We start from the raw sequence: 19,424 nt of genomic DNA, 5'->3' as shown, positions 1-19,424 counted from the left end.
ATACTGATATCAGTACATTCTTTGAGATTGGAGCCAGTATGAAAATCCATAAAACTGTAAACCCTGTTGCCTATGAAAACACCTACTACATAGAGGGAGACCAACACCTGATTGTGGTCGACCCTGGTAGCCATTGGGAAGCTATTCGCAAAACTATCGAGAAAATCAACAAACCCGTCTGTGCGATTCTCCTGACCCACACCCACTACGACCATATTATGAGTCTTGACTTGGTCAGAGATACTTTTGGAAATCCCCCAGTCTACGTCGCAGAAAGTGAAGCCAGCTGGCTCTACACTCCTGTAGACAATCTCTCTGGCCTCCCACGGCACGACGATATGGAGGATGTCGTCTGCAAACCAGCTGAGCACACCTATGTCTTTGACGAGGAATACCAGATCGAAGAGTTCCGTTTTACGGTATTGCCAACACCTGGCCACTCTATCGGTGGTGTTTCTCTGGTTTTTCCTGATGCCCATCTAGTCTTAACAGGAGATGCTCTATTCCGCGAAACCATCGGACGGACAGACCTTCCTACAGGTAGCATGGAACAACTCCTCCATAGTGTCCAGACTCAACTCTTCACTCTTCCTAACTACGATGTCTATCCAGGGCATGGTCCAGCTACAACCATCGCTCACGAAAAGACCTTTAATCCCTTTTTCTAGCAAGCAAAAAACCAAGGATTTTCTCCTTGGTTTTTGTATTACCAAATAATCACACGATCCTCTGGTGAACGCCACATACCGTCGCCTTCTTTGACATCATAAGTTGTAAAGAAGTCATCGAAGTTTGGTACTTGGACATTGACACGGAGTTTAGCAGGCGCGTGGACATCGACACTGGCCATGAGTTTCATCAACTCCGGTCGGCCTTTCATACGCCAGATGCGAGCAAAGTTGCGGAAGAATTCTTCGGCAGAGAAGTCTGGCTCTCTCTTAGCTGCTTCAAGGGCTGCAGCGATTCCTCCTAAGTCGGCAACGTTTTCTGATACGGTTAGTTTCCCGTTGATTCTTGCTCCGTAGGATTCTTGACCATCAAACTGGTCGATAACTTTCTGAGTTTTTTCTTTGAAAGCAGCATAGTCATTCTCAGTCCACCAGTCTTTGAGACTACCATTTTCATCAAAGGAAGCTCCGTTAGTATCAAAGGCGTGGGAAATTTCATGGGCAATAACTGCCCCAATACCACCATAGTTCGCTGAAGACGACTGATGCAAGTCATAGAATGGCGCCTGTAAAATAGCAGCCGGAAAGACAATCAAGTTCTTTTGTGGATTGTAGTAGGCATTGACCATATGTGCTGGCATTCCCCACTCCTTGTAGTCAACCGGCTGGTTCCACTTGCTCCAACTATGCTTGATTTCCACACGCGCAAAGGCTAAAGCATTCTCAAAGAGGCTGGCAGTTTCATCCACTACTTTGTCTTTGTAGCGGGCTGGCAATTCCTCTGGATAACCAATATAAGGCTTGATGACATTGAGTTTGACAATGGCCTTGTCACGCGTTTCAGGTGTGAGCCAGTCATTCTTAGCCAAACGCTCCTTATAAACATCGATCATAGTCGCCACTTTTTTCTCTACGTCCGCCTTGGCTTCTGGGGAGAATTTTTCATGCGCATACCAGAGACCAAGGGCTTGCTTAAAGGGACCTTGGGCCAAGTGATAGGCTGCCTTGACCTTGTCCTGAGCTTCTGGAACACCTGAAAGGGCACGTCCGTATGCACCTGACAAGACACGAATCTCATCTGTCAAATAGCTAGTAGACAGATTCACCACAGCCAAAATCAAGGTTGCCTTAAGCAAAGGCCATGCTTCTTCACTATAGAATTGGTCTGCCGCTTGCCAGAAACGTTCTTCATCTACGATAACCTTGTCAGGCACTTGTCCAAGAACAGCTTGGAAGAAGTCATCTAGAGGTAGGGCAGGGGCAAATTTCTTGAAATCTTCATAAGCGTATGGATGATAGAGTTTGGCATATTCTGAACTTTCTTCGTTTGAAAGAACCACTGCTGCGATACGATGGTCCAATTCCAATCTCTTCTCTAGCAAATCTGCAATTTCCTCATCTGAAAAATCGTAGGCTTTGAGAAGATTTGCGCTACTTTCCTTCCAAAGCGTCAAGAGCTCCTCACGTTGAGGGTGGTCCTCAGCATAGTAGGTTGTATCTGGCAAAATCGTCCCTGGAGCGCTGGCCCAGAGAACATTGGTTCTGGCATCCATAAAGTCTGGTGATACACCAAATGGAAGGAAGTTTGGTTTACCAGCTAGTTCAAACTCTGCCAGTTTGCTGGTAAAATCTTCAAAACTCTCCAAGTCTTGGTATTCCTTGAGCATTGGCAAAACGGGCTTGATCCCATCTGCTTCTCTCTTGTCAAAATCACGTACCATACGATGGTACTTAACAAAGTTTGCGAGGATAGCATCCTCTGGAACCTCTTCACCCGCCAACCACTTGTCCGTAGTCGCCAGCATCAACTCTTCTATTTCCTCATCAAGGTCAATAAAACCACCTGTTCGAGATTTATCAGCTGGAATGACAGCTGTTTTTTCCCATTCGCCATTGATTGCATCATAAAAATCATCTTGATAACGTGTCATCTTGTTCTCGCTTTCATTTTTCACTTATTCCTAGCTTAGCAAAAAAATCTAGGGAATGCAATCAAAAATAAATTTCCTGTATCTTTCATTTTATTGTTATTATTTTAATTTTTCCAAAAATTAACTTGACTTAATTTTTTTTTTAAGGTATATTAAAAGATAGGAGGAATACAACTGTATGATACGTATCGAAAACCTCAGTGTCTCCTACAAAGAAACGTTGGCACTAAAGGATATTTCACTAGTGCTCCAAGGACCAACTATTACCGGAATTATTGGTCCAAATGGTGCTGGAAAATCAACTTTATTAAAAAGTATGTTGGGAATTATCCCACATGAAGGTCAGGCCTTTCTCGATGACAAAGAAGTCAAAAAATCTTTACATCGAGTTGCTTATGTCGAGCAAAAAATCCATATCGACTACAATTTCCCTATCAAAGTCAAGGAATGTGTCTCACTGGGACTCTATCCATCTATCCCGCTCTTTCACACTTTAAAGGCCAGCCACTGGAAAAAAGTGGCGGATGCACTTGAAATCGTTGGACTCTCAGACTATGCTGAACGCCAAATCAGTCAGCTCTCAGGAGGACAATTCCAACGTGTTTTGATTGCCCGCTGCTTAGTGCAGGAAGCTGACTACATCTTTTTAGATGAGCCTTTTGTTGGGATTGACTCGATCAGTGAAGAGATTATCATGAATACGCTGAGAGATCTTAAAAAAGCTGGTAAAACCGTTCTCATCGTCCATCATGACCTCAGTAAAGTTCCCCAATATTTCGACCAAGTTTTACTTCTCAATCGAGAATTGGTAGCTATTGGTCCAACTGAAGAAACCTTTACCGAAGCCAATCTCAAAAAAGCTTATGGTAGCAAACTCTTCTTTAATGGAGGTGACCTATGATAGCCGAATTTATCAATGGATTGCAAAATTTCCATTTCCTACAAAACGCCCTGATAACAGCTATAGTCATCGGAGTCGTTGCTGGAGCCGTGGGATGTTTTATCATCCTACGCGGAATGTCTCTCATGGGGGATGCCATCTCTCACGCAGTTTTGCCCGGCGTAGCCCTTTCCTTTATCCTGGGAATTGATTTCTTTATCGGAGCGATCATCTTTGGATTGATGGCTTCCATCATCATTACCTACATCAAGGGAAACTCTATCATCAAGAGTGACACTGCCATTGGTATTACCTTTTCATCTTTCTTAGCCTTAGGTGTCATCTTGATTAGTGTTGCAAAGAGTTCGACAGACCTCTTTCATATCCTTTTTGGGAATATCCTCGCTGTCCAAGATACGGACATGTGGATTACCATTGGTGTGGGGGCATTGATTCTCTTGATTATCGGGATTTTCTTTAAACAACTATTGATTACATCCTTTGACGAGCTTTTGGCTAAAGCCATGGGAATGCCCGTCAATTTCTACCACTATCTGCTCATGGTGCTCTTGACCCTTGTGTCCGTCACCGCCATGCAAAGTGTTGGAACTATTCTTATCGTGGCCATGCTGATCACCCCAGCTGCGACGGCTTATCTCTATGCTAATAGCCTAAAGAGCATGATTTTCCTTTCATCAGGCCTAGGAGCTCTGGCTTCTGTTGTAGGGCTCTTTATCGGCTATAGTTTCAATCTCGCAGCAGGATCGAGCATCGTGCTCACATCCGCCAGCTTCTTTTTAATCAGTTTCTTTATCTCTCCTAAGCAACGATACTTGAAACTAAAAAATAAAAAAATCAATAAATAAGGGGAAACCCTTCTGGAGGAATCTAATGAAAAAATTAGGTACATTGCTCGTTCTTTTTCTTTCTATCATTGGATTAGCTGCCTGTGCTAGTGGGAAAAAAGATGCACCATCTACAAACCAAAAGCTGAAGGTTGTAGCGACTAACTCTATCATCGCTGATATTACTAAAAATATCGCTGGTGACAAGATTGATCTTCACAGTATCGTTCCTGTTGGTCAAGACCCACACGAGTACGAACCACTTCCTGAAGACGTTAAGAAAACATCTCAAGCTGATTTGATTTTCTATAACGGTATCAACCTTGAAACTGGTGGCAATGCTTGGTTTACCAAATTAGTAGAAAATGCCAAGAAAACTGAGAACAAGGACTACTTTGCAGTTAGTGACGGCGTAGATATCATCTACCTTGAAGGTCAAAACGAGAAAGGCAAAGAAGACCCACACGCTTGGCTCAACCTTGAAAATGGGATGATTTATGCTAAAAATATCGCTAAACAGCTAATCGCTAAGGATCCTAGCAACAAGGAATTCTACGAAAAAAATCTCAAAGACTATACTGAAAAACTAGACAAACTGGACAAGGAAGCCAAAGAGAAATTTAACAATATCCCTGCTGAGAAGAAACTTATCGTAACCAGCGAAGGATGCTTCAAATACTTCTCTAAAGCCTACGGTGTCCCAAGTGCCTACATCTGGGAAATCAACACGGAAGAAGAAGGAACACCTGAACAAATCAAAACCTTGGTTGAAAAACTTCGCCAAACAAAAGTTCCATCTCTCTTTGTTGAGTCAAGTGTCGATGACCGTCCAATGAAGACTGTTTCACAAGACACAAATATCCCAATCTACGCACAAATCTTTACTGACTCAATCGCTGAAGAAGGTAAAGAAGGTGACAGCTACTACAACATGATGAAATACAACCTTGACAAGATCGCTGAAGGTTTGTCAAAATAATCCATTAAAAAACGTCGTTCTCACATGAACAGGCGTTTTTTTGGCCCTCAATTTCCAGTCAAATCATTGGAAAAATCTAACAATTCTCGGTAAAATAAAAGAAAAAAGAATGGAGTAGTTTCATGACCACTTTTCTAGGAAATCCTGTAACCTTTACAGGTAAACAACTACAAGTCGGAGACAAGGCGCTCGACTTTTCCCTCACTACAACCGATCTCTCTAAAAAAACGCTAGCTGACTTTGATGGAAAGAAAAAAGTCTTGAGTGTTGTCCCTTCTATCGATACTGGTGTCTGCTCAACGCAAACACGTCGATTCAACCAAGAACTTGCCAACCTTGACAACACCGTCGTTCTTACCGTTTCTATGGACCTACCATTTGCCCAAGGACGCTGGTGTGGGGCTGAAGGTCTTGACAATGCCATCATGCTATCAGACTACTTTGACCATTCTTTCGGGCGCGATTATGCCCTTTTGATTAACGAGTGGCATCTCCTTGCACGTGCCGTCTTTGTTCTCGATACTGACAATGTCATCCGTTACGTAGAATACGTTGACAACATTAACACGGAGCCAAACTTTGAAGCTGCCATTGCTGCAGTGAAAGAACTGGACTAAAATCAAAGCCATTAGGGCAGAAGGCTAGAGAAATCTAGCTTTTTTTGATATACTAGATGGAGAGAAAAGACAAGAGGAAACGAATGACGCCAAATAAAGAAGATTATTTAAAATGTATTTATGAAATCGGTACGGAAATTCAAAAAATCACCAACAAAGAAATTGCTGCCCGTATGCAGGTCTCTCCACCTGCCGTAACAGAGATGATCAAACGCATGAAAAGTGAAAGTCTCATCCTCAAGGACAAGGAGAATGGCTATCTATTAACAGATATCGGCCTCGAACTGGTTTCTGAGCTCTATCGCAAACACCGGTTGATTGAAGTCTTTCTAGTCCACCATCTTGACTATACCAGCGATCAAATCCACGAGGAAGCTGAAGTTCTAGAGCACACTGTATCCGACCTCTTCGTAGAGAGACTGGATAAACTGCTGGGTTTCCCTAAAACCTGTCCCCACGGAGGAACCATCCCAGCCGAGGGAGAGCTCTTGATTGAAATCAATAACCTGCCACTAACGGCCGTACAGGAAGCTGGAACCTATCTCCTGACTCGTGTTCATGATAGTTTTGAACTACTCAAATATCTAGAAAAGCACGCAATTCATATCGGTGACCAACTCCAAGTCAAGCAGTTTGATGGCTTCAGTAATACCTTCACTATCCTCAGTAAAGACGAGGATTTACAAGTAAGTATGGACATTGCCAAACAACTCTATGTCGAAAAAATCGACTAATTTCTCAAGTACCCCAACCACCCCTGAAAATTTTATTTTCAGGGTTTTATTTCTATCATTTGATTTTACTTTCATTTAGTTGTAGAATATTTGTTAAAAAAAAGAAAGATAGTTTAACATATGAAAAAATCACTAAAAATTTTTGCGACATCCAAATGGTTTGACCTTTTCGGGGTTGCTTTGGTCGTTGGGATTGCGATTGCATCTGGTTACCTCAACTCACGTCTCGACAAATTTGTAGACTGGGGACCATGGACTGTACTTGTTCCCTTTGGATTGATTTCCGTAACCAACGTTGGGATTTCCATGTTGTCCACTCGTTTCACGGGAAAATTAAGCAAATGGGGAAATTACTTTGGCATTGTCAATACGATTTTGTCTGGTACCATTGATTATATCCTTGGAAATAAGGCGGCCATTATCACCTATCCTGTTACCTTTCTCATCTATACCTTTGCTATTAAGAAATGGGAAGCTTCGAAAGAAGGTAGACCCAACCAAATGAGCCAAAAACAGGTAAAATTGGCAGCCATCATCATTTCAATCATCGCCTTCCTCTTTGCCTTTGTGACCAACTATATCGGCTATGGAGGAAAGATGAATCTCCTTGCCTACGTGACAACTATTGCCTTTGCACTGTCCCTCATTGCCAATGCTTTAAACGCATTAAAACTGACAACTCAGTGGGGATTTTGGTTGATTTACAATTTTGTGCAGCTGACAAAGGCTGGCATTCAAGGCAACTTCGCTAATATCGGTAAATACATCTTTTATATCCTCAATGCAATCGGAGCTTTATTTGTCTGGAATGACAAAGAAGATAGATAACAGAAGGAAACTCAAATAAAGAAAGCAAGACGACTTAATAGAATCTTCCTTCTACTATTTATTATCAATTTATACTCTTCGAAAATCTCTTCAAACCACGTCAGCTTCGCCTCGCCGTAGATATATGTAACTGACTTCGTCAGTCTTATCTACAACCTCAAAGCAGTGCTTTGAGCAACCTGTGGCTAGCTTCCTAGTTCGCTTTTTGATTTTCATTGAGTATTAGTTGTAACTCTCATTCGTTTGGTGTAGAATGAAGCTAGATAAAAGAGGGAGGTTTTCCTATGAAAAAGCTCTTTAGACTACACTTCGCAGCCATTGCAGTCAGCGATTTGCTACTATTGCTAACTTTCAGATCCCGATACGAACTTTTTTTGGAGAAAGGCCTGGTTTTTTGCTTCATTTTCATCCTTGCTCAAGGACTACTGCTGTCTCGCTTGGTCTTCCGACTCAAAAAACATTTCTCTGAGATTTATCCTCAAATCAATAAAAAGATTCGCTTCTACTATTTAGGGGTTCTCTCCATTGATTTTCTATTTTTTGTCCTTTTAGCCTTCGTTAGTTCTCATCGTTTTTCATCTCTTATGCCAATTGTCACTGCTTTCCATTCTACTTTTTATTATACGACGACTAACTACCTAAGAGAAAACTATCCTGACTTTTACGACAAACATATTTCTTTGTGGGATTGTCTCTAAACAAAAACCAAGCCAATAGGCTTGGTTTTCTTATCTATTTTTTGTATCAAGGATGATGGTGACCGGTCCGTCATTGACCAGCTCCACCTGCATATCCGCTCCAAAGATACCTGTCTGAACAGGCACTTCTTGCGCTAATTTTTGATTGAAAGCATCATAAAAGTTTGATGCCATATCAGGCTTGGCTGCACCTGTAAAGGCTGGACGATTGCCTTTCTTAGTATCTGCAAAGAGGGTAAACTGAGAAATCGAAAGGATTTCCCCTTCAATATCCTTGACAGATAGATTCATCTTGCCTTCTGCGTCTGAAAAGATCCGCATATTGACAAGCTTTCGGACAGCATAATCCAGATCTTCCTCTTGGTCTTCTGGTCCAACACCGACCAGTAATAAGAGCCCCTGATTGATTTTTCCCTGAACCTTACCTTCGATACTCACTTGGGCTTTTTTAACCCGTTGAATGATGATTTTCATAAGCGCCTTTCTATTCAATTATCCGTTGGTACGTTTGACAGAGTATACCTCTGGCACACTCTTGATTTTGTCAACGACCGTTGTCAGCGTAGAAAGGTTTGAAATTCCAAAAGACACATGGATATTGGCAAATTTCATATCCTTGGTTGGTTGAGCATTAACAGTTGAGATATTCTTAGTTGTATTGGAAAGAACTTGCAGAACATCATTTAAGAGACCTGTACGGTTGAGACCATAGATATCGATGTGGGCAGTATATTCCTTGCTTGAGAATTGATCTTCCCATTCCACATCAAGGAGACGTTGCTCATAGTTTTCTTGGGCACGGAGATTCATACAGTCCACACGGTGAATAGCTACACCGCGTCCCTTAGTAATGTAGCCGACAATGTCGTCACCCGGCACTGGATTACAACACTTGGCAATCCGAACTAGGAGACCTGAAGCACCTTCAATGACCACGCCACCCTCATGCTTAACCTTGAGGGTTTCTTTGTTTTCAACCTTAACTTCGCCACCTTTAACAAGCTCTTCTGCTTCCGCCTTGGCCTTGGCGCGTTCTTCCTCACGACGTTCCTTTTCGGTCAAGCGGTTAAAGACCGTAATAGCGCCAATTTCTCCAAAACCAATGGCTGCATAGAGAGCCTCTTCTGTCTTGTAGCTGGTCTTTTGAAGAACCTCGTCCATATGACGCTTGTCCATAAACTTATTGGCTACATAGCCGTTTTCTTGGAACTGGGCCATCAACATTTCACGGCCCTTGTTAACGGATAATTCCTTGTCTTGATTTTTAAAGAACTGACGAATCTTGTTGCGCGCCTTGCTGGTCTTGACCATGTTGAGCCAGTCACGACTCGGACCAAAGGAGTTGGGATTGGTGATAATTTCAACCTGATCCCCTGTCTTGAGCTTGGTTGTCAGCGGAACCATACGGCCATTGACCTTGGCACCAGTTGCTTTTTCACCGACTTTGGTATGGATTTCATAGGCAAAGTCAATCGGTCCTGAATCTTTTGGTAGGGAGCGAACCGCACCATCAGGAGTAAAGACGTAAATCTCCTCCGCCAGATAGTTTTCTTTAACAGAGTCCACAAATTCCTTGGCATCATCAGCCTGGTCTTGGAGCTCCATCATCTCCTTGATCCAGCTCATCCCAATAGCAGATTCCTTGCTGTTGACCTGCCCTTTAATGCCTTTCTTATAAGCCCAGTGAGCCGCAACCCCGTACTCAGCCACTTCGTGCATTTCCTTGGTCCGAATCTGGAACTCAATCGGCCCTTTTGGCCCATAAACAGTCGTATGGATAGACTGGTAACCGTTGGCCTTACGATTTGCGATATAGTCTTTGAAGCGACCTGGCATAGGTTTCCAAAGTTCATGCACATAACCCAGCATAGCGTAAACATCACTCTGGGTATCTAAGATACAGCGAATGGCAATCAGGTCATAAATTTCCTCAAAGCGTTTCTTCTTATCCTGCATCTTGCGGTAGATCGAATAGATATGCTTAGGACGACCATAGATTTTCCCTTTGAGATTTCTTTCTGTAGCGTACTCTTCCAACTTGGTTACAACTTCATCGACCAAAGCCTCACGTTCTCTGCGTTTTTCCTTCATCATGTGGGTGATCTTGTAAAACTCAGTTGGATTGAGATAACGGAAAGATAGATCTTCCAACTCCCACTTGACACTGGAAATCCCTAGACGATGAGCAAGTGGTGCATAAATTTCCATGGTTTCTCTGGAGATACGCTCTTGCTTGTCCTTTCGAAGGTGTTTGAGAGTCCGCATATTGTGCAAACGGTCCGATAATTTAACCAAGATAACACGGATATCCTCTGACATGGCCATAAGCATCTTGCGGTGATTTTCAGCCAATTGTTCCTCGAGTGATTTGTACTCAACCTTACCAAGCTTGGTCACCCCATCAACGATAATCCGAACATCATGACCGAACTCTCTCTCTAGATCATCCAGTGTCGCATCTGTGTCTTCAACCACGTCATGCAAAAAACCACAGGCAACGGTTACGGCATCCAGCTTGAGCTTAGCCAGAATGCCTGCTACCTGAATGGGATGGATAATATAGGGCTCTCCTGATTTCCGAAACTGCCCACTATGACAATCAACTGCGTAAATCAATGCTTTTTGTACAAAAGCAACGTCTTCCTTTGTTAAATATTCTTTCGTTAAAGCGACTACCTGATCGCCCGTCAAATTCACTTCTTTCGGCATCTATACTCTCCAATTCTTCCTACCATTTTATCACTTTTTTAAGAATATTAAAACTAGAAAAGCCTGTTTTCATGCCTAACCTAAGCAATTAAAAGAAAAAACACTGCCAGATTTCTCTAGCAGTGTTTTGATATTTCATTTGCTTAGTAGACTGTTTTTTCAGTTTCTACATCGAAGAAGTGTGCTTTATTCAAGTCAAATCCAAGTTCAACTGTTGCACCTGTTTGCAAGTAGTCACGAGCATCCACTTTAGCAACAAATTCGTCTTTACCAACTTGGCAGTAAAGGTGAGATTCTGAACCAAGCAATTCTGATACGGAGATAGTAGCTTTGACAACTGATTCTGGGAATGTTTCAAGGAAAGCAGGTTCTGCATTCACGTCTTCTGGACGGATACCGAAGATCAATTCTTTTCCTTCGTAGCCTTTTTCACGAAGAACTTTCAAAGCACCTTCTGGAACTTTCAAGCGGAAACCGTCAGAAACAATTTCGCTACCAACCAATTTCACATTGATGAAGTTCATAGCTGGGCTTCCGATGAATCCTGCTACGAATTTATTAACTGGGTTTTTGTAAACTTCTTGAGGAGTACCGATTTGTTCTATACGTCCGATAGTACCTGTACCAGCAGGGTTCTTAGTTGCTGACATGATAACGATACGGTCTGCAAGTGTCATCGCTTCTGTTTGGTCGTGGGTTACGTAGATAGTTGTAGCACCGATACGACGGTGAATCTTCGCAATTTCAGCACGCATAGATACACGAAGTTTGGCATCCAAGTTTGACAAAGGTTCGTCCATCAAGAACACTTTTGCATCACGGACGATGGCACGACCCATGGCAACACGTTGACGTTGACCACCTGAGAGGTCAGCAGGTTTACGATCCAAGAATTCTTTCAAACCAAGGATTGCTGCCGCTTCTTGCACACGTTTGTCGATGTCTTCTTTGCTGTATTTACGCAATTTCAAACCGAAAGCCATGTTGTCATAAACAGTCATGTGTGGGTAAAGAGCGTAGTTTTGGAATACCATGGCGATGTCACGGTCTTTTGGAGCCACGTCATTGACAACCACGCCATCGATAGATGCAGTACCTTCTGTAATGTCTTCAAGACCCGCAATCATACGAAGAGTTGTTGATTTACCACATCCTGAAGGACCTACGAAAACGATAAATTCTTTATCTTTGATGTCCAAGTTGAAGTCTTCAACTGAGTAGTGTTCGCTGTTTGGATATTTTTTGTAAATGTTTTTAAGATTTAATTCTACCATCGAGGTGAACTCCTTTTGTCTTTTGATAGTCTTATTATAGATGAAAACGCTTTACTTTTCTATGGCAAGGTGACCAAAAAAACAAAAAAGTTCTGTGCAACTTGCACAAAACTTTAGAGAATATCTGGTAAAATCAACTGATAACAAAGGGTGAGATCCGTCAACTCCTTCAACTGAAGCCCTGTCAATTCTTCCCATCTATCAATCTTGTATTGGAGAGAGTTGCGGTGCAGATAGAGTTGCTGGGCTGTTTTAGTTAGGACAGCACTGTTTTCCCAAAAAGAGAGAATGATTTCCTGAATCTGATCCTGATCCAAGATCATCTGATGCAGGCATTCTTTAATGACTCTCAGGTCCACAAGTCTTTCTCCCATACTCCACAGATAGAGTTGTGAAAAGGTGTGTACACCTTGATGACCTTGACGCCACCAAGCCTTAAACAAATTTCGCTCTGCTTTGATTAAGTCTGATAGGGCTTGATGTCCTGTCTGAGACCAAACCTGGCCTAACATGATGGACAGACGAAGGCCAAAGTCATACTCTACTGCCTCAATCGTATCAGATAAGATTGAGCGAACAGAGGTGTACTTATCTTGTTGAAGCACAAATACATAATCCTGAGCCCCGACCTGTAGCACTGTCTGGCAGTTGGGAAAAAGAGTCCGCATCATGTCTAGCCAAGAGGATAGATTTTCCTGTTGGAAATAGGAAAGATGGCAATAAACCAGCTGAATCTTTTTGAAAGTTTGCGGTGCCTGCCCCTTCCCCTCAATCAGATAGGGATACCAAGGATTGAGCGAACGAGCCTGCTCTTGCTGGGTCAAAAGGGCAACCAGCTGCTTTTCACGCTCGCTGAGCCCAGCTTCCTCCAGTAAAATCCACTGCTGAGAAGCTAAAGGGAGAGTTAGATAGCCTGGTTTCTCTACTGGCTGATCTGAAATCTGAGCTTCAGGGAACCAGTCTTGTAATTCCTTTGCAATCATATTCTAGCCCTCCACTTTTTGGATGCACCAAGAAATTATGGTCTCTAGACGCTCCAGATTTTCAGTCAGATGGAGATAGCCCATGACTGCTTCAAAACCTGTAGACATGCGGTAAGTCACCACATCAGCATTTTTAGCCTTTGTGTGGCTATTGGTATTGCGACCACGTTTATAGATTTCTTCTTCTTTTTCCGTCAGGACTTGCTCCTCCAACATGAGGGCAATCAAGCGAGCCTGAGCCTTGGCTGAGACATACTTAGTCGCCTCTTGGTGGAGTTTGTTGGGTTTGGTCATGCCTTTACGGATGAGATGGCGACGGATATACATGGAGTAAACTGCATCTCCTTCAAAAGCTAGCGCAATCCCGTTAATGAGATTGACATCAATCACGAGTCCACCTCACTCCATCCTTGGTATCAAGGAGCTTAATTCCTTGAGTCGCTAATTGGTCACGGATTTGGTCTGCTGTCGCAAAGTCACGATTGGCACGCGCTTCTTGACGTTTTTGGATCAAAGCTTCAATCTCTGCATCCAAAACTTCCTCAACAAAGACAATCCCAAAGACCTCCAACATATCCGCAAGAGCTTCCTTAACACTTGCATCATAGTTTCCTGAGTTGATCCATTTGGCCATTTCAAAGACAACTGTGATACCGTTGGCGGAGTTGAAATCCTCATCCATAGCGGCAACAAACTTGTCTTTAAAAGCTTGTAACTCTTGGGTATCCACGTTTCCTGTAAATGGTTGTTCGTAAGTGTTCTTCAGATATTTGAGATTAGTTTCGGCGTCTCGCACTGCTTTTTCGGTAAAGTTGATAGGCTTACGGTAATGCTGAGTCGCAAAGAAGAAACGCAACACTTGCCCATCGAGGGTTTTGAGGGCATCGTGTACGGTTATAAAGTTGCCCAAGGACTTAGACATCTTAACATTGTCGATATTGACAAAGCCATTGTGCATCCAGTAGTTAGCAAAAGTCTTGCCTGTTTTTGCTTCTGACTGGGCAATTTCGTTGGTATGGTGAGGAAACTCCAAATCAGCTCCACCACCGTGGATATCAATGGTATCTCCCAAAATCTCTGTCGACATGACTGAACATTCAATATGCCAACCCGGACGACCAGGTCCCCAAGGGCTATCCCAGGAAATCTCGCCTGGCTTTGCAGCTTTCCAAAGGGCAAAGTCTACAGGATTTTCCTTGCGAGCCGTTTCTTCATCGGTACGACCTGAAGCACCCAGCTCCAAATCTTCCAAGGTTTTATTGGCCAATTTAGCATAGTTGTGAGATTTTTCCACGCGGAAGTAAACATCTCCTTGACTCTCGTAAGCATAACCTTTTTCAATCAAGACTTCCACAAAACGAATGATGTCCGCCATAAACTCCACCACACGCGGATGGCGAGTCGCAGGTTTCACGCCCAAAGCTGTCACATCCTCACGAAAGGCAGCGATGTACTTGTCCGCAACCTCCAGAGGCGTGATACCTTCTTCCTTGGCACGGTTGATAATCTTATCGTCTACATCTGTAAAGTTGGAAATATAGGCAACTTCGTAGCCACGGTATTCGAAATAACGACGAATGGTATCAAAAGCCACCGTCGAACGGGCATTCCCTACGTGAATATAGTTGTATACCGTTGGCCCACAGACATACATGCGAACCTTTCCTTCTTCGATTGGGACAAATTCTCGCAAATCACGAGACATGGTGTCGTAAATTTTAATCATGCGGTCCACTCCCTTCTCTATTTCTGACTTTTTCGGCTGAAAACCAGCTCTGCAAAAGGGCCAAATTGTCTGAGGCTATCCAGTTGGTAAAAGCGCTGCCCTTCCTCTTGGGTAAAGAGGGGAACCCCCTTTCCTAGGATAAGGGGCGCTATCTGAATAATGAGGTGATCGAAAAGATCCGCATCCAAGAGCGGTCCTACCAAGGAATTACCACCAATCACAAAGACATTTTTGCCTTTGTCAATCTGGCGAACAAAGTCCACCACATCCCCAGCTACTGGCTGGTAATTGCTGACAGGCAGATGCCTATCATGCGTAAAGACATAATTTTCCGTAGCTTGATAAAAACTTTCTACATCTTGTAAATCTTGGATTTCCTCAAAGGTCCGCTTGCCCATGATGGTGATATCCATTTGTCTGTAAAAGTCATCATAGCCTGTATCCTCTACAGAACCAAGCTGATGCAGCCAGTCTATCCTGTGCTGGCTGTCTGCCAAGTAGCCATCCATGGTGATACAGCCGTAAAAATATACTGCCATTCTTGTAGTTACCTTTCTAGTTCCTTTGCTATTGTCAAAGCGATATTGAAAAAAGTCATGGCATCAGCTGTCCGCTCTTCATGGCGGGCATCCCAGGTTCTGTTATGATGATCCACATAGTCAGCTGTGTAGAAGAACTGATAGACTTTACTCTTGCGAAATTGACTCCAAGCCATGATAGCTGAAGCTTCCATGTCCACCACTTGAGCTCCAGCAGCCAAGCGACGTTTGACCTTATCAGGCGTTTCTCGATAAAAGGCATCAGTCGTCCAAGACTTGGTGCGGATATGTTCGATATTGTGCTTGTCAAAGATGGCTTCCAGCTCGATCAGCAGAGACTCGTCATAGGCGACTTCATCACCCGGTGGGGCATAGTGATAGCTAGTTCCTTCATCTCGCAATGCTGCCGCAGGTAGGATAATTTTATCCGCCTCAATTGAGCGGTCCAAAACGCCACAGGAACCTAAAATGATAAAATTTTTGAAGCCTCTGGCCGCCAACTCCTCCAGCTGGCCGACTATCATGGGAGCCCCAATTGGAGCCAACATAACTGCTAGCTTGCTAGGTCCTTGGCCATAAATATACCATGGATGATGGCCGTTTATGCTTTTCAAATAGCCTCCCGGATAGACATCTTCTGACTCAATCAAACGTTTCAGAATTTCGCCATTAAAGGACAGAATGATGGTTTCGCATACCTCTCCCTTGTCATGGACTGGCTTTTCAGTTGGCTCAATAACTGCTGCTACATCTTCAAATTCCTCTAATAGCATAACTTCTCTTTCTTTAAGGCTCCAGCAAATCCGCCTTCATTTTATTTAGACGGCGCAGTTTGGTCTCATCTTTTTTGGCTTCACTGATATAATGAGCCCATTCACGCTGGTGGCTAGGTGGCAGTTTAATAAAGCGCTCCTTAGCAAGACCATCCAAGCGTTCTTGCAACTCAAGAACTGCCTGGTTCAAAATTGCGTCTGATAAATCTGACATAGTTCTTACCTCCTGTCATACTTCACCTCGATAACTTTGCTACCCTATCCTACAACCCCGACGATCTGTGACTGGCTTCTTTAGCCTGCTCGAGTTTATTGACGTAGTACTCTCGTTTTTCTTCGACTTCGTGGATCGTTGGTTCATCCTTCTGTCCATGAACTCGGACGATCTTAGCTGGAATACCGACAACTGTCACATCACTAGGTACGTCTGCCACGACTACTGCAGCAGCACCGACTTTGGCATTTTCGCCGATTTCTACCGGTCCGATGACTTGGGCATGGGCTGAAATCAGCGCCCCTTTTCGGACAGTCGGATGGCGTTTACCAACATCCTTCCCTGTTCCACCAAGAGTCACTCCGTGATAGAGAAGAACGCCTTTTTCAACAATCGCCGTCTCTCCAATCACCAGGCCTGAACCATGGTCGATAAAAACACCTGATTCTATCTGAGCACCCGGATGAATCTCTATCTGAGTCCAAAAGCGCCAAAACTGACTGTGCATACGAGCCAAGAGTTTGAAGCCGTGCTTCCAGAGAAAATGCGAGAGACGGTGGGCAGCTAAGGCCTTGACACCTGGATAAGTCAGCAAAACTTCCAAACTATTGCGTGCCGCTGGATCATTTTCTTTTACGATATCAATGGTTTCGCGCCACCATCCCATACATTTCTCCTTTTCTTATTCTGAATCTTTTGGTGTTTCTGTAAATTCTTTCTTAGGTTTGTGGTCCTTGTGATGACGTGGACGGTGAGGTCGCTCAGACTTTTCACCTTTTTCATCATGCTCAGGTTTTGGAGGACGAGGAAGAAGAACTTTCATAGAGGCATCGATACGGCCTTTTTCATCAATCTTGATAACCTTAACGTCGACTTCATCACCGATAGCTACCAAGTCCTCAACACGGTTGGTACGAGTCCAAGCCATTTCAGAAATATGCACAAGTGCATCTGTCTTATCAAAGAGGTTGACAAAGGCACCAAATTTCTCGATACGAACAACCTTGGCATGGTAAACTTCATCTACTTTAGCCTCACGAACCAAGCCAGCAATGATTTCTTTGGCACGGTTAATAGCAGCTTGGTCACTAGAGTAGATAGATACATTTCCTTCTTCGTCGATATCAATCTTAACGCCTGTTTCAGCGATAATCTTGTCAATAGTTTCGCCACCCTTACCGATGACAATCTTGATTTTGTCCACATCAATCTTGATGGTGTCAATTTTTGGAGCAGTTGGAGCCAATTCTGGACGCACTTCTGGAATAGTAGCTTCGATCACATCAAGGATTTCAAAACGCGCTTTCTTGGCTTGGGCAAGGGCCTCTGTCAAGATTTCTGCAGTGATTCCTTGGATCTTGATATCCATTTGAAGGGCTGTAATCCCGTCACGAGTACCGGCAACCTTAAAGTCCATGTCACCAAAGTGGTCTTCCAAACCTTGGATATCTGTCAATACTGTGTAGTTGTTTCCGTCGGAGATGAGACCCATGGCAATACCAGCTACTGGCGCCTTGATTGGCACACCACCAGCCATAAGGGCAAGAGTTCCCGCACAGATAGAGGCTTGAGATGAAGAACCGTTTGATTCCAAGACCTCAGCTACCAAGCGAATCGCGTATGGGAATTCTTCCAAGCTTGGCAAGACTTGAGCAAGGGCACGCTCACCAAGAGCACCGTGACCAATTTCACGACGACCAGGCGCACCGTAACGACCAGTTTCCCCTACAGAGTATTGAGGGAAGTTATAGTGGTGCATAAAGCGTTTCTTGTACTCTGGATCCAAACCATCGATGATTTGAGTTTCACCCATTGGAGCCAAAGTCAAAACTGAAAGAGCCTGAGTTTGTCCGCGAGTGAAGAGACCTGAACCGTGCACACGAGGAAGGAAGTCAACAACCGCATCCAAAGGACGGATTTCATCGACCTTACGCCCGTCAGGACGCACCTTGTCTTCTGTAATCAAACGGCGCACTTCAGCGTGTTCCATTTGTTCCAAGATTTCAGCCACATCACGCATAATACGGTCAAATTCTTCGTGGTCTGCATATTTTTCTTCATACACCGCAGTCACTTGGTCTTTAACTGCTTGAGTCGCAGCTTCTCGAGCCAATTTTTCTTCTACTTGGACAGCTTTTTGGAGGTCACTGTTGTAGGCTGCGATGATTTCAGCCTGCAAGTCAGCGTCTACATGAAGCAATTCCACTTCTGCTTTTTCTTTACCGACTGCCGCAACGATTTCTTCTTGGAAGGCAATCAATTCTTTGACTGCTTCGTGCCCTTTGAGAAGGGCTTCCAACATGATTTCTTCTGACAATTCTTTGGCACCAGACTCTACCATGTTGATGGCGTGTTTGGTACCAGCTACTGTCAATTCAAGGAGAGATTGCTCTGCTTGTTCTTGCGTAGGGTTGATGATGATTTGACCATCTACATAGCCCACTTGCACCCCAGCAATTGGTCCGTCAAACGGAATGTCTGAGATAGAAAGTGCCAAGGATGATCCAAACATTGCCGCCATTGGAGCAGAGGCATTTTCATCATAAGAAAGAACCGTATTGATGACTTGCACTTCGTTACGGAAACCTTCCGCAAACATAGGACGGATTGGACGGTCAATCAAACGCGCTGTCAAAGTCGCATCAGTTGAAGGACGTCCTTCACGTTTCATAAAGCCACCAGGAAACTTCCCAGCTGCATACATTTTTTCTTCGTAGTTGACTTGAAGTGGGAAGAAATCCCCAGTTGCCATTTTCTTAGACATAACGGCCGCAGTCAAGACAGTTGACTCACCGTAACGCACGACAACTGCACCATTTGCTTGCTTAGCAACTTGACCAGTCTCTACGATTAACTCACGACCCGCAAAAGTCGTTTGAAACACTTGTTTTGTCATTTTAATCCCCTTTGGATTGATGAAATTATACGCCTTGCCTACAAAGATCAAGATACTAAGGTCGCAAAAAGGAAAGTAAAAATAGGAAACTGGCGAAGTCTTCGATGAAGACAAGACAGTTTATCTTTTT

General features: G+C 43.6%; 20 protein-coding genes. 8 read left to right on the top strand and 12 right to left on the bottom strand.

What is annotated here, in order from left to right:
• Window positions 1-38: 38 nt before the first annotated feature.
• Window positions 39-668: an MBL fold metallo-hydrolase gene (locus HMPREF2655_RS05265; RefSeq protein WP_000690829.1), complete on the top strand. Its 630-nt coding sequence runs from the start codon at window positions 39-41 to the stop codon at window positions 666-668.
• Window positions 669-706: 38 nt separating this feature from the next.
• On the opposite strand, the gene HMPREF2655_RS05260 is transcribed toward HMPREF2655_RS05265, so the two are convergent.
• Window positions 707-2,599, bottom strand: coding sequence for a M13 family metallopeptidase (locus tag HMPREF2655_RS05260; protein WP_070838346.1), 1,893 nt, complete (start codon window positions 2,597-2,599; stop codon window positions 707-709).
• A 178-nt stretch (window positions 2,600-2,777) separates the two neighbouring features.
• On the opposite strand from HMPREF2655_RS05260, the gene HMPREF2655_RS05255 reads away from it, so the two are divergent.
• From HMPREF2655_RS05255 to HMPREF2655_RS10435, 7 genes are all read left to right on the top strand, one after another.
• Window positions 2,778-3,500 carry a metal ABC transporter ATP-binding protein gene (locus HMPREF2655_RS05255; RefSeq protein WP_070837988.1) on the top strand — a complete coding sequence of 241 codons (723 nt, stop codon included), beginning with the start codon at window positions 2,778-2,780 and terminating at the stop codon, window positions 3,498-3,500.
• The gene (locus tag HMPREF2655_RS05250; protein WP_070837986.1) at window positions 3,497-4,345 is read left to right on the top strand and encodes a metal ABC transporter permease; all 849 of its coding nucleotides are present in this window, start codon (window positions 3,497-3,499) and stop codon (window positions 4,343-4,345) included. The genes HMPREF2655_RS05255 and HMPREF2655_RS05250 overlap by 4 nt, the downstream gene beginning before the upstream one ends.
• A 25-nt stretch (window positions 4,346-4,370) precedes the next feature.
• Window positions 4,371-5,303, top strand: a complete 933-nt coding sequence (locus HMPREF2655_RS05245; RefSeq protein ID WP_070837984.1) for a metal ABC transporter substrate-binding protein — start codon at window positions 4,371-4,373, stop codon at window positions 5,301-5,303.
• Window positions 5,304-5,425: 122 nt separating this feature from the next.
• A complete protein-coding gene (gene tpx, locus HMPREF2655_RS05240) occupies window positions 5,426-5,920 on the top strand; it encodes a thiol peroxidase (RefSeq protein WP_070837982.1) in 495 nt (164 codons plus the stop codon).
• 83 nt (window positions 5,921-6,003) lie between these two features.
• A complete protein-coding gene (locus HMPREF2655_RS05235) occupies window positions 6,004-6,654 on the top strand; it encodes a metal-dependent transcriptional regulator (RefSeq protein WP_070535729.1) in 651 nt (216 codons plus the stop codon).
• Window positions 6,655-6,774: 120 nt separating this feature from the next.
• Window positions 6,775-7,482, top strand: coding sequence for a nicotinamide mononucleotide transporter (locus HMPREF2655_RS05225; RefSeq protein ID WP_000749121.1), 708 nt, complete (start codon window positions 6,775-6,777; stop codon window positions 7,480-7,482).
• Window positions 7,483-7,766: 284 nt separating this feature from the next.
• Window positions 7,767-8,180 (top strand): hypothetical protein, encoded by a 414-nt coding sequence (locus HMPREF2655_RS10435; protein ID WP_070535732.1) that lies wholly within the window; start codon window positions 7,767-7,769, stop codon window positions 8,178-8,180.
• A 30-nt stretch (window positions 8,181-8,210) separates the two neighbouring features.
• Here the strand turns inward: HMPREF2655_RS10435 and dtd are convergent, their stop codons facing one another.
• From dtd to pnp, 11 genes are all read right to left on the bottom strand, one after another.
• Complete coding sequence (gene dtd / locus HMPREF2655_RS05215; RefSeq protein WP_000691396.1) at window positions 8,211-8,654, bottom strand: D-aminoacyl-tRNA deacylase; 444 nt, start codon at window positions 8,652-8,654, stop codon at window positions 8,211-8,213.
• Window positions 8,655-8,672: 18 nt separating this feature from the next.
• A complete protein-coding gene (locus HMPREF2655_RS05210) occupies window positions 8,673-10,889 on the bottom strand; it encodes a RelA/SpoT family protein (RefSeq protein ID WP_070535734.1) in 2,217 nt (738 codons plus the stop codon).
• Between the two features lie 143 nt (window positions 10,890-11,032).
• Window positions 11,033-12,163 carry an ABC transporter ATP-binding protein gene (locus tag HMPREF2655_RS05205; protein ID WP_070535737.1) on the bottom strand — a complete coding sequence of 377 codons (1,131 nt, stop codon included), beginning with the start codon at window positions 12,161-12,163 and terminating at the stop codon, window positions 11,033-11,035.
• A 113-nt stretch (window positions 12,164-12,276) separates the two neighbouring features.
• Entirely contained in the window at window positions 12,277-13,146 is an 870-nt protein-coding gene (locus HMPREF2655_RS05200; protein WP_070535739.1) for a helix-turn-helix domain-containing protein, read from the bottom strand.
• Window positions 13,147-13,149: 3 nt separating this feature from the next.
• Window positions 13,150-13,536 (bottom strand): Mini-ribonuclease 3, encoded by a 387-nt coding sequence (locus tag HMPREF2655_RS05195; protein WP_070535742.1) that lies wholly within the window; start codon window positions 13,534-13,536, stop codon window positions 13,150-13,152.
• On the bottom strand, window positions 13,529-14,872 hold the full coding sequence (gene cysS, locus HMPREF2655_RS05190; protein WP_070535745.1) for a cysteine--tRNA ligase: 1,344 nt from the start codon (window positions 14,870-14,872) through the stop codon (window positions 13,529-13,531). Before cysS ends, HMPREF2655_RS05195 begins: the two co-directional genes overlap by 8 nt.
• 17 nt (window positions 14,873-14,889) lie before the next feature.
• Window positions 14,890-15,411 (bottom strand): dihydrofolate reductase family protein, encoded by a 522-nt coding sequence (locus tag HMPREF2655_RS05185; protein ID WP_000301981.1) that lies wholly within the window; start codon window positions 15,409-15,411, stop codon window positions 14,890-14,892.
• An 8-nt stretch (window positions 15,412-15,419) separates the two neighbouring features.
• A complete protein-coding gene (locus HMPREF2655_RS05180; protein WP_000923404.1) occupies window positions 15,420-16,184 on the bottom strand; it encodes a nucleoside phosphorylase in 765 nt (254 codons plus the stop codon).
• Window positions 16,185-16,197: 13 nt separating this feature from the next.
• Window positions 16,198-16,398 (bottom strand): YdeI/OmpD-associated family protein, encoded by a 201-nt coding sequence (locus HMPREF2655_RS05175; protein WP_002882686.1) that lies wholly within the window; start codon window positions 16,396-16,398, stop codon window positions 16,198-16,200.
• 49 nt (window positions 16,399-16,447) lie between these two features.
• Window positions 16,448-17,065 carry a serine O-acetyltransferase gene (cysE, locus tag HMPREF2655_RS05170; protein ID WP_070535748.1) on the bottom strand — a complete coding sequence of 206 codons (618 nt, stop codon included), beginning with the start codon at window positions 17,063-17,065 and terminating at the stop codon, window positions 16,448-16,450.
• A gap of 15 nt (window positions 17,066-17,080) precedes the next feature.
• The gene (gene pnp / locus HMPREF2655_RS05165; RefSeq protein ID WP_070837980.1) at window positions 17,081-19,294 is read right to left on the bottom strand and encodes a polyribonucleotide nucleotidyltransferase; all 2,214 of its coding nucleotides are present in this window, start codon (window positions 19,292-19,294) and stop codon (window positions 17,081-17,083) included.
• Between the last annotated feature and the right edge of the window lie 130 nt (window positions 19,295-19,424).

This window comes from Streptococcus sp. HMSC066F01 (assembly GCF_001837335.1).
Taxonomy (GTDB): Bacteria; Bacillota; Bacilli; order Lactobacillales; family Streptococcaceae; genus Streptococcus; species Streptococcus oralis_S.
The sequence above is the reverse complement of the archived record's forward strand: the minus strand, read 5'-3'. Positions and strand labels throughout refer to the sequence as shown.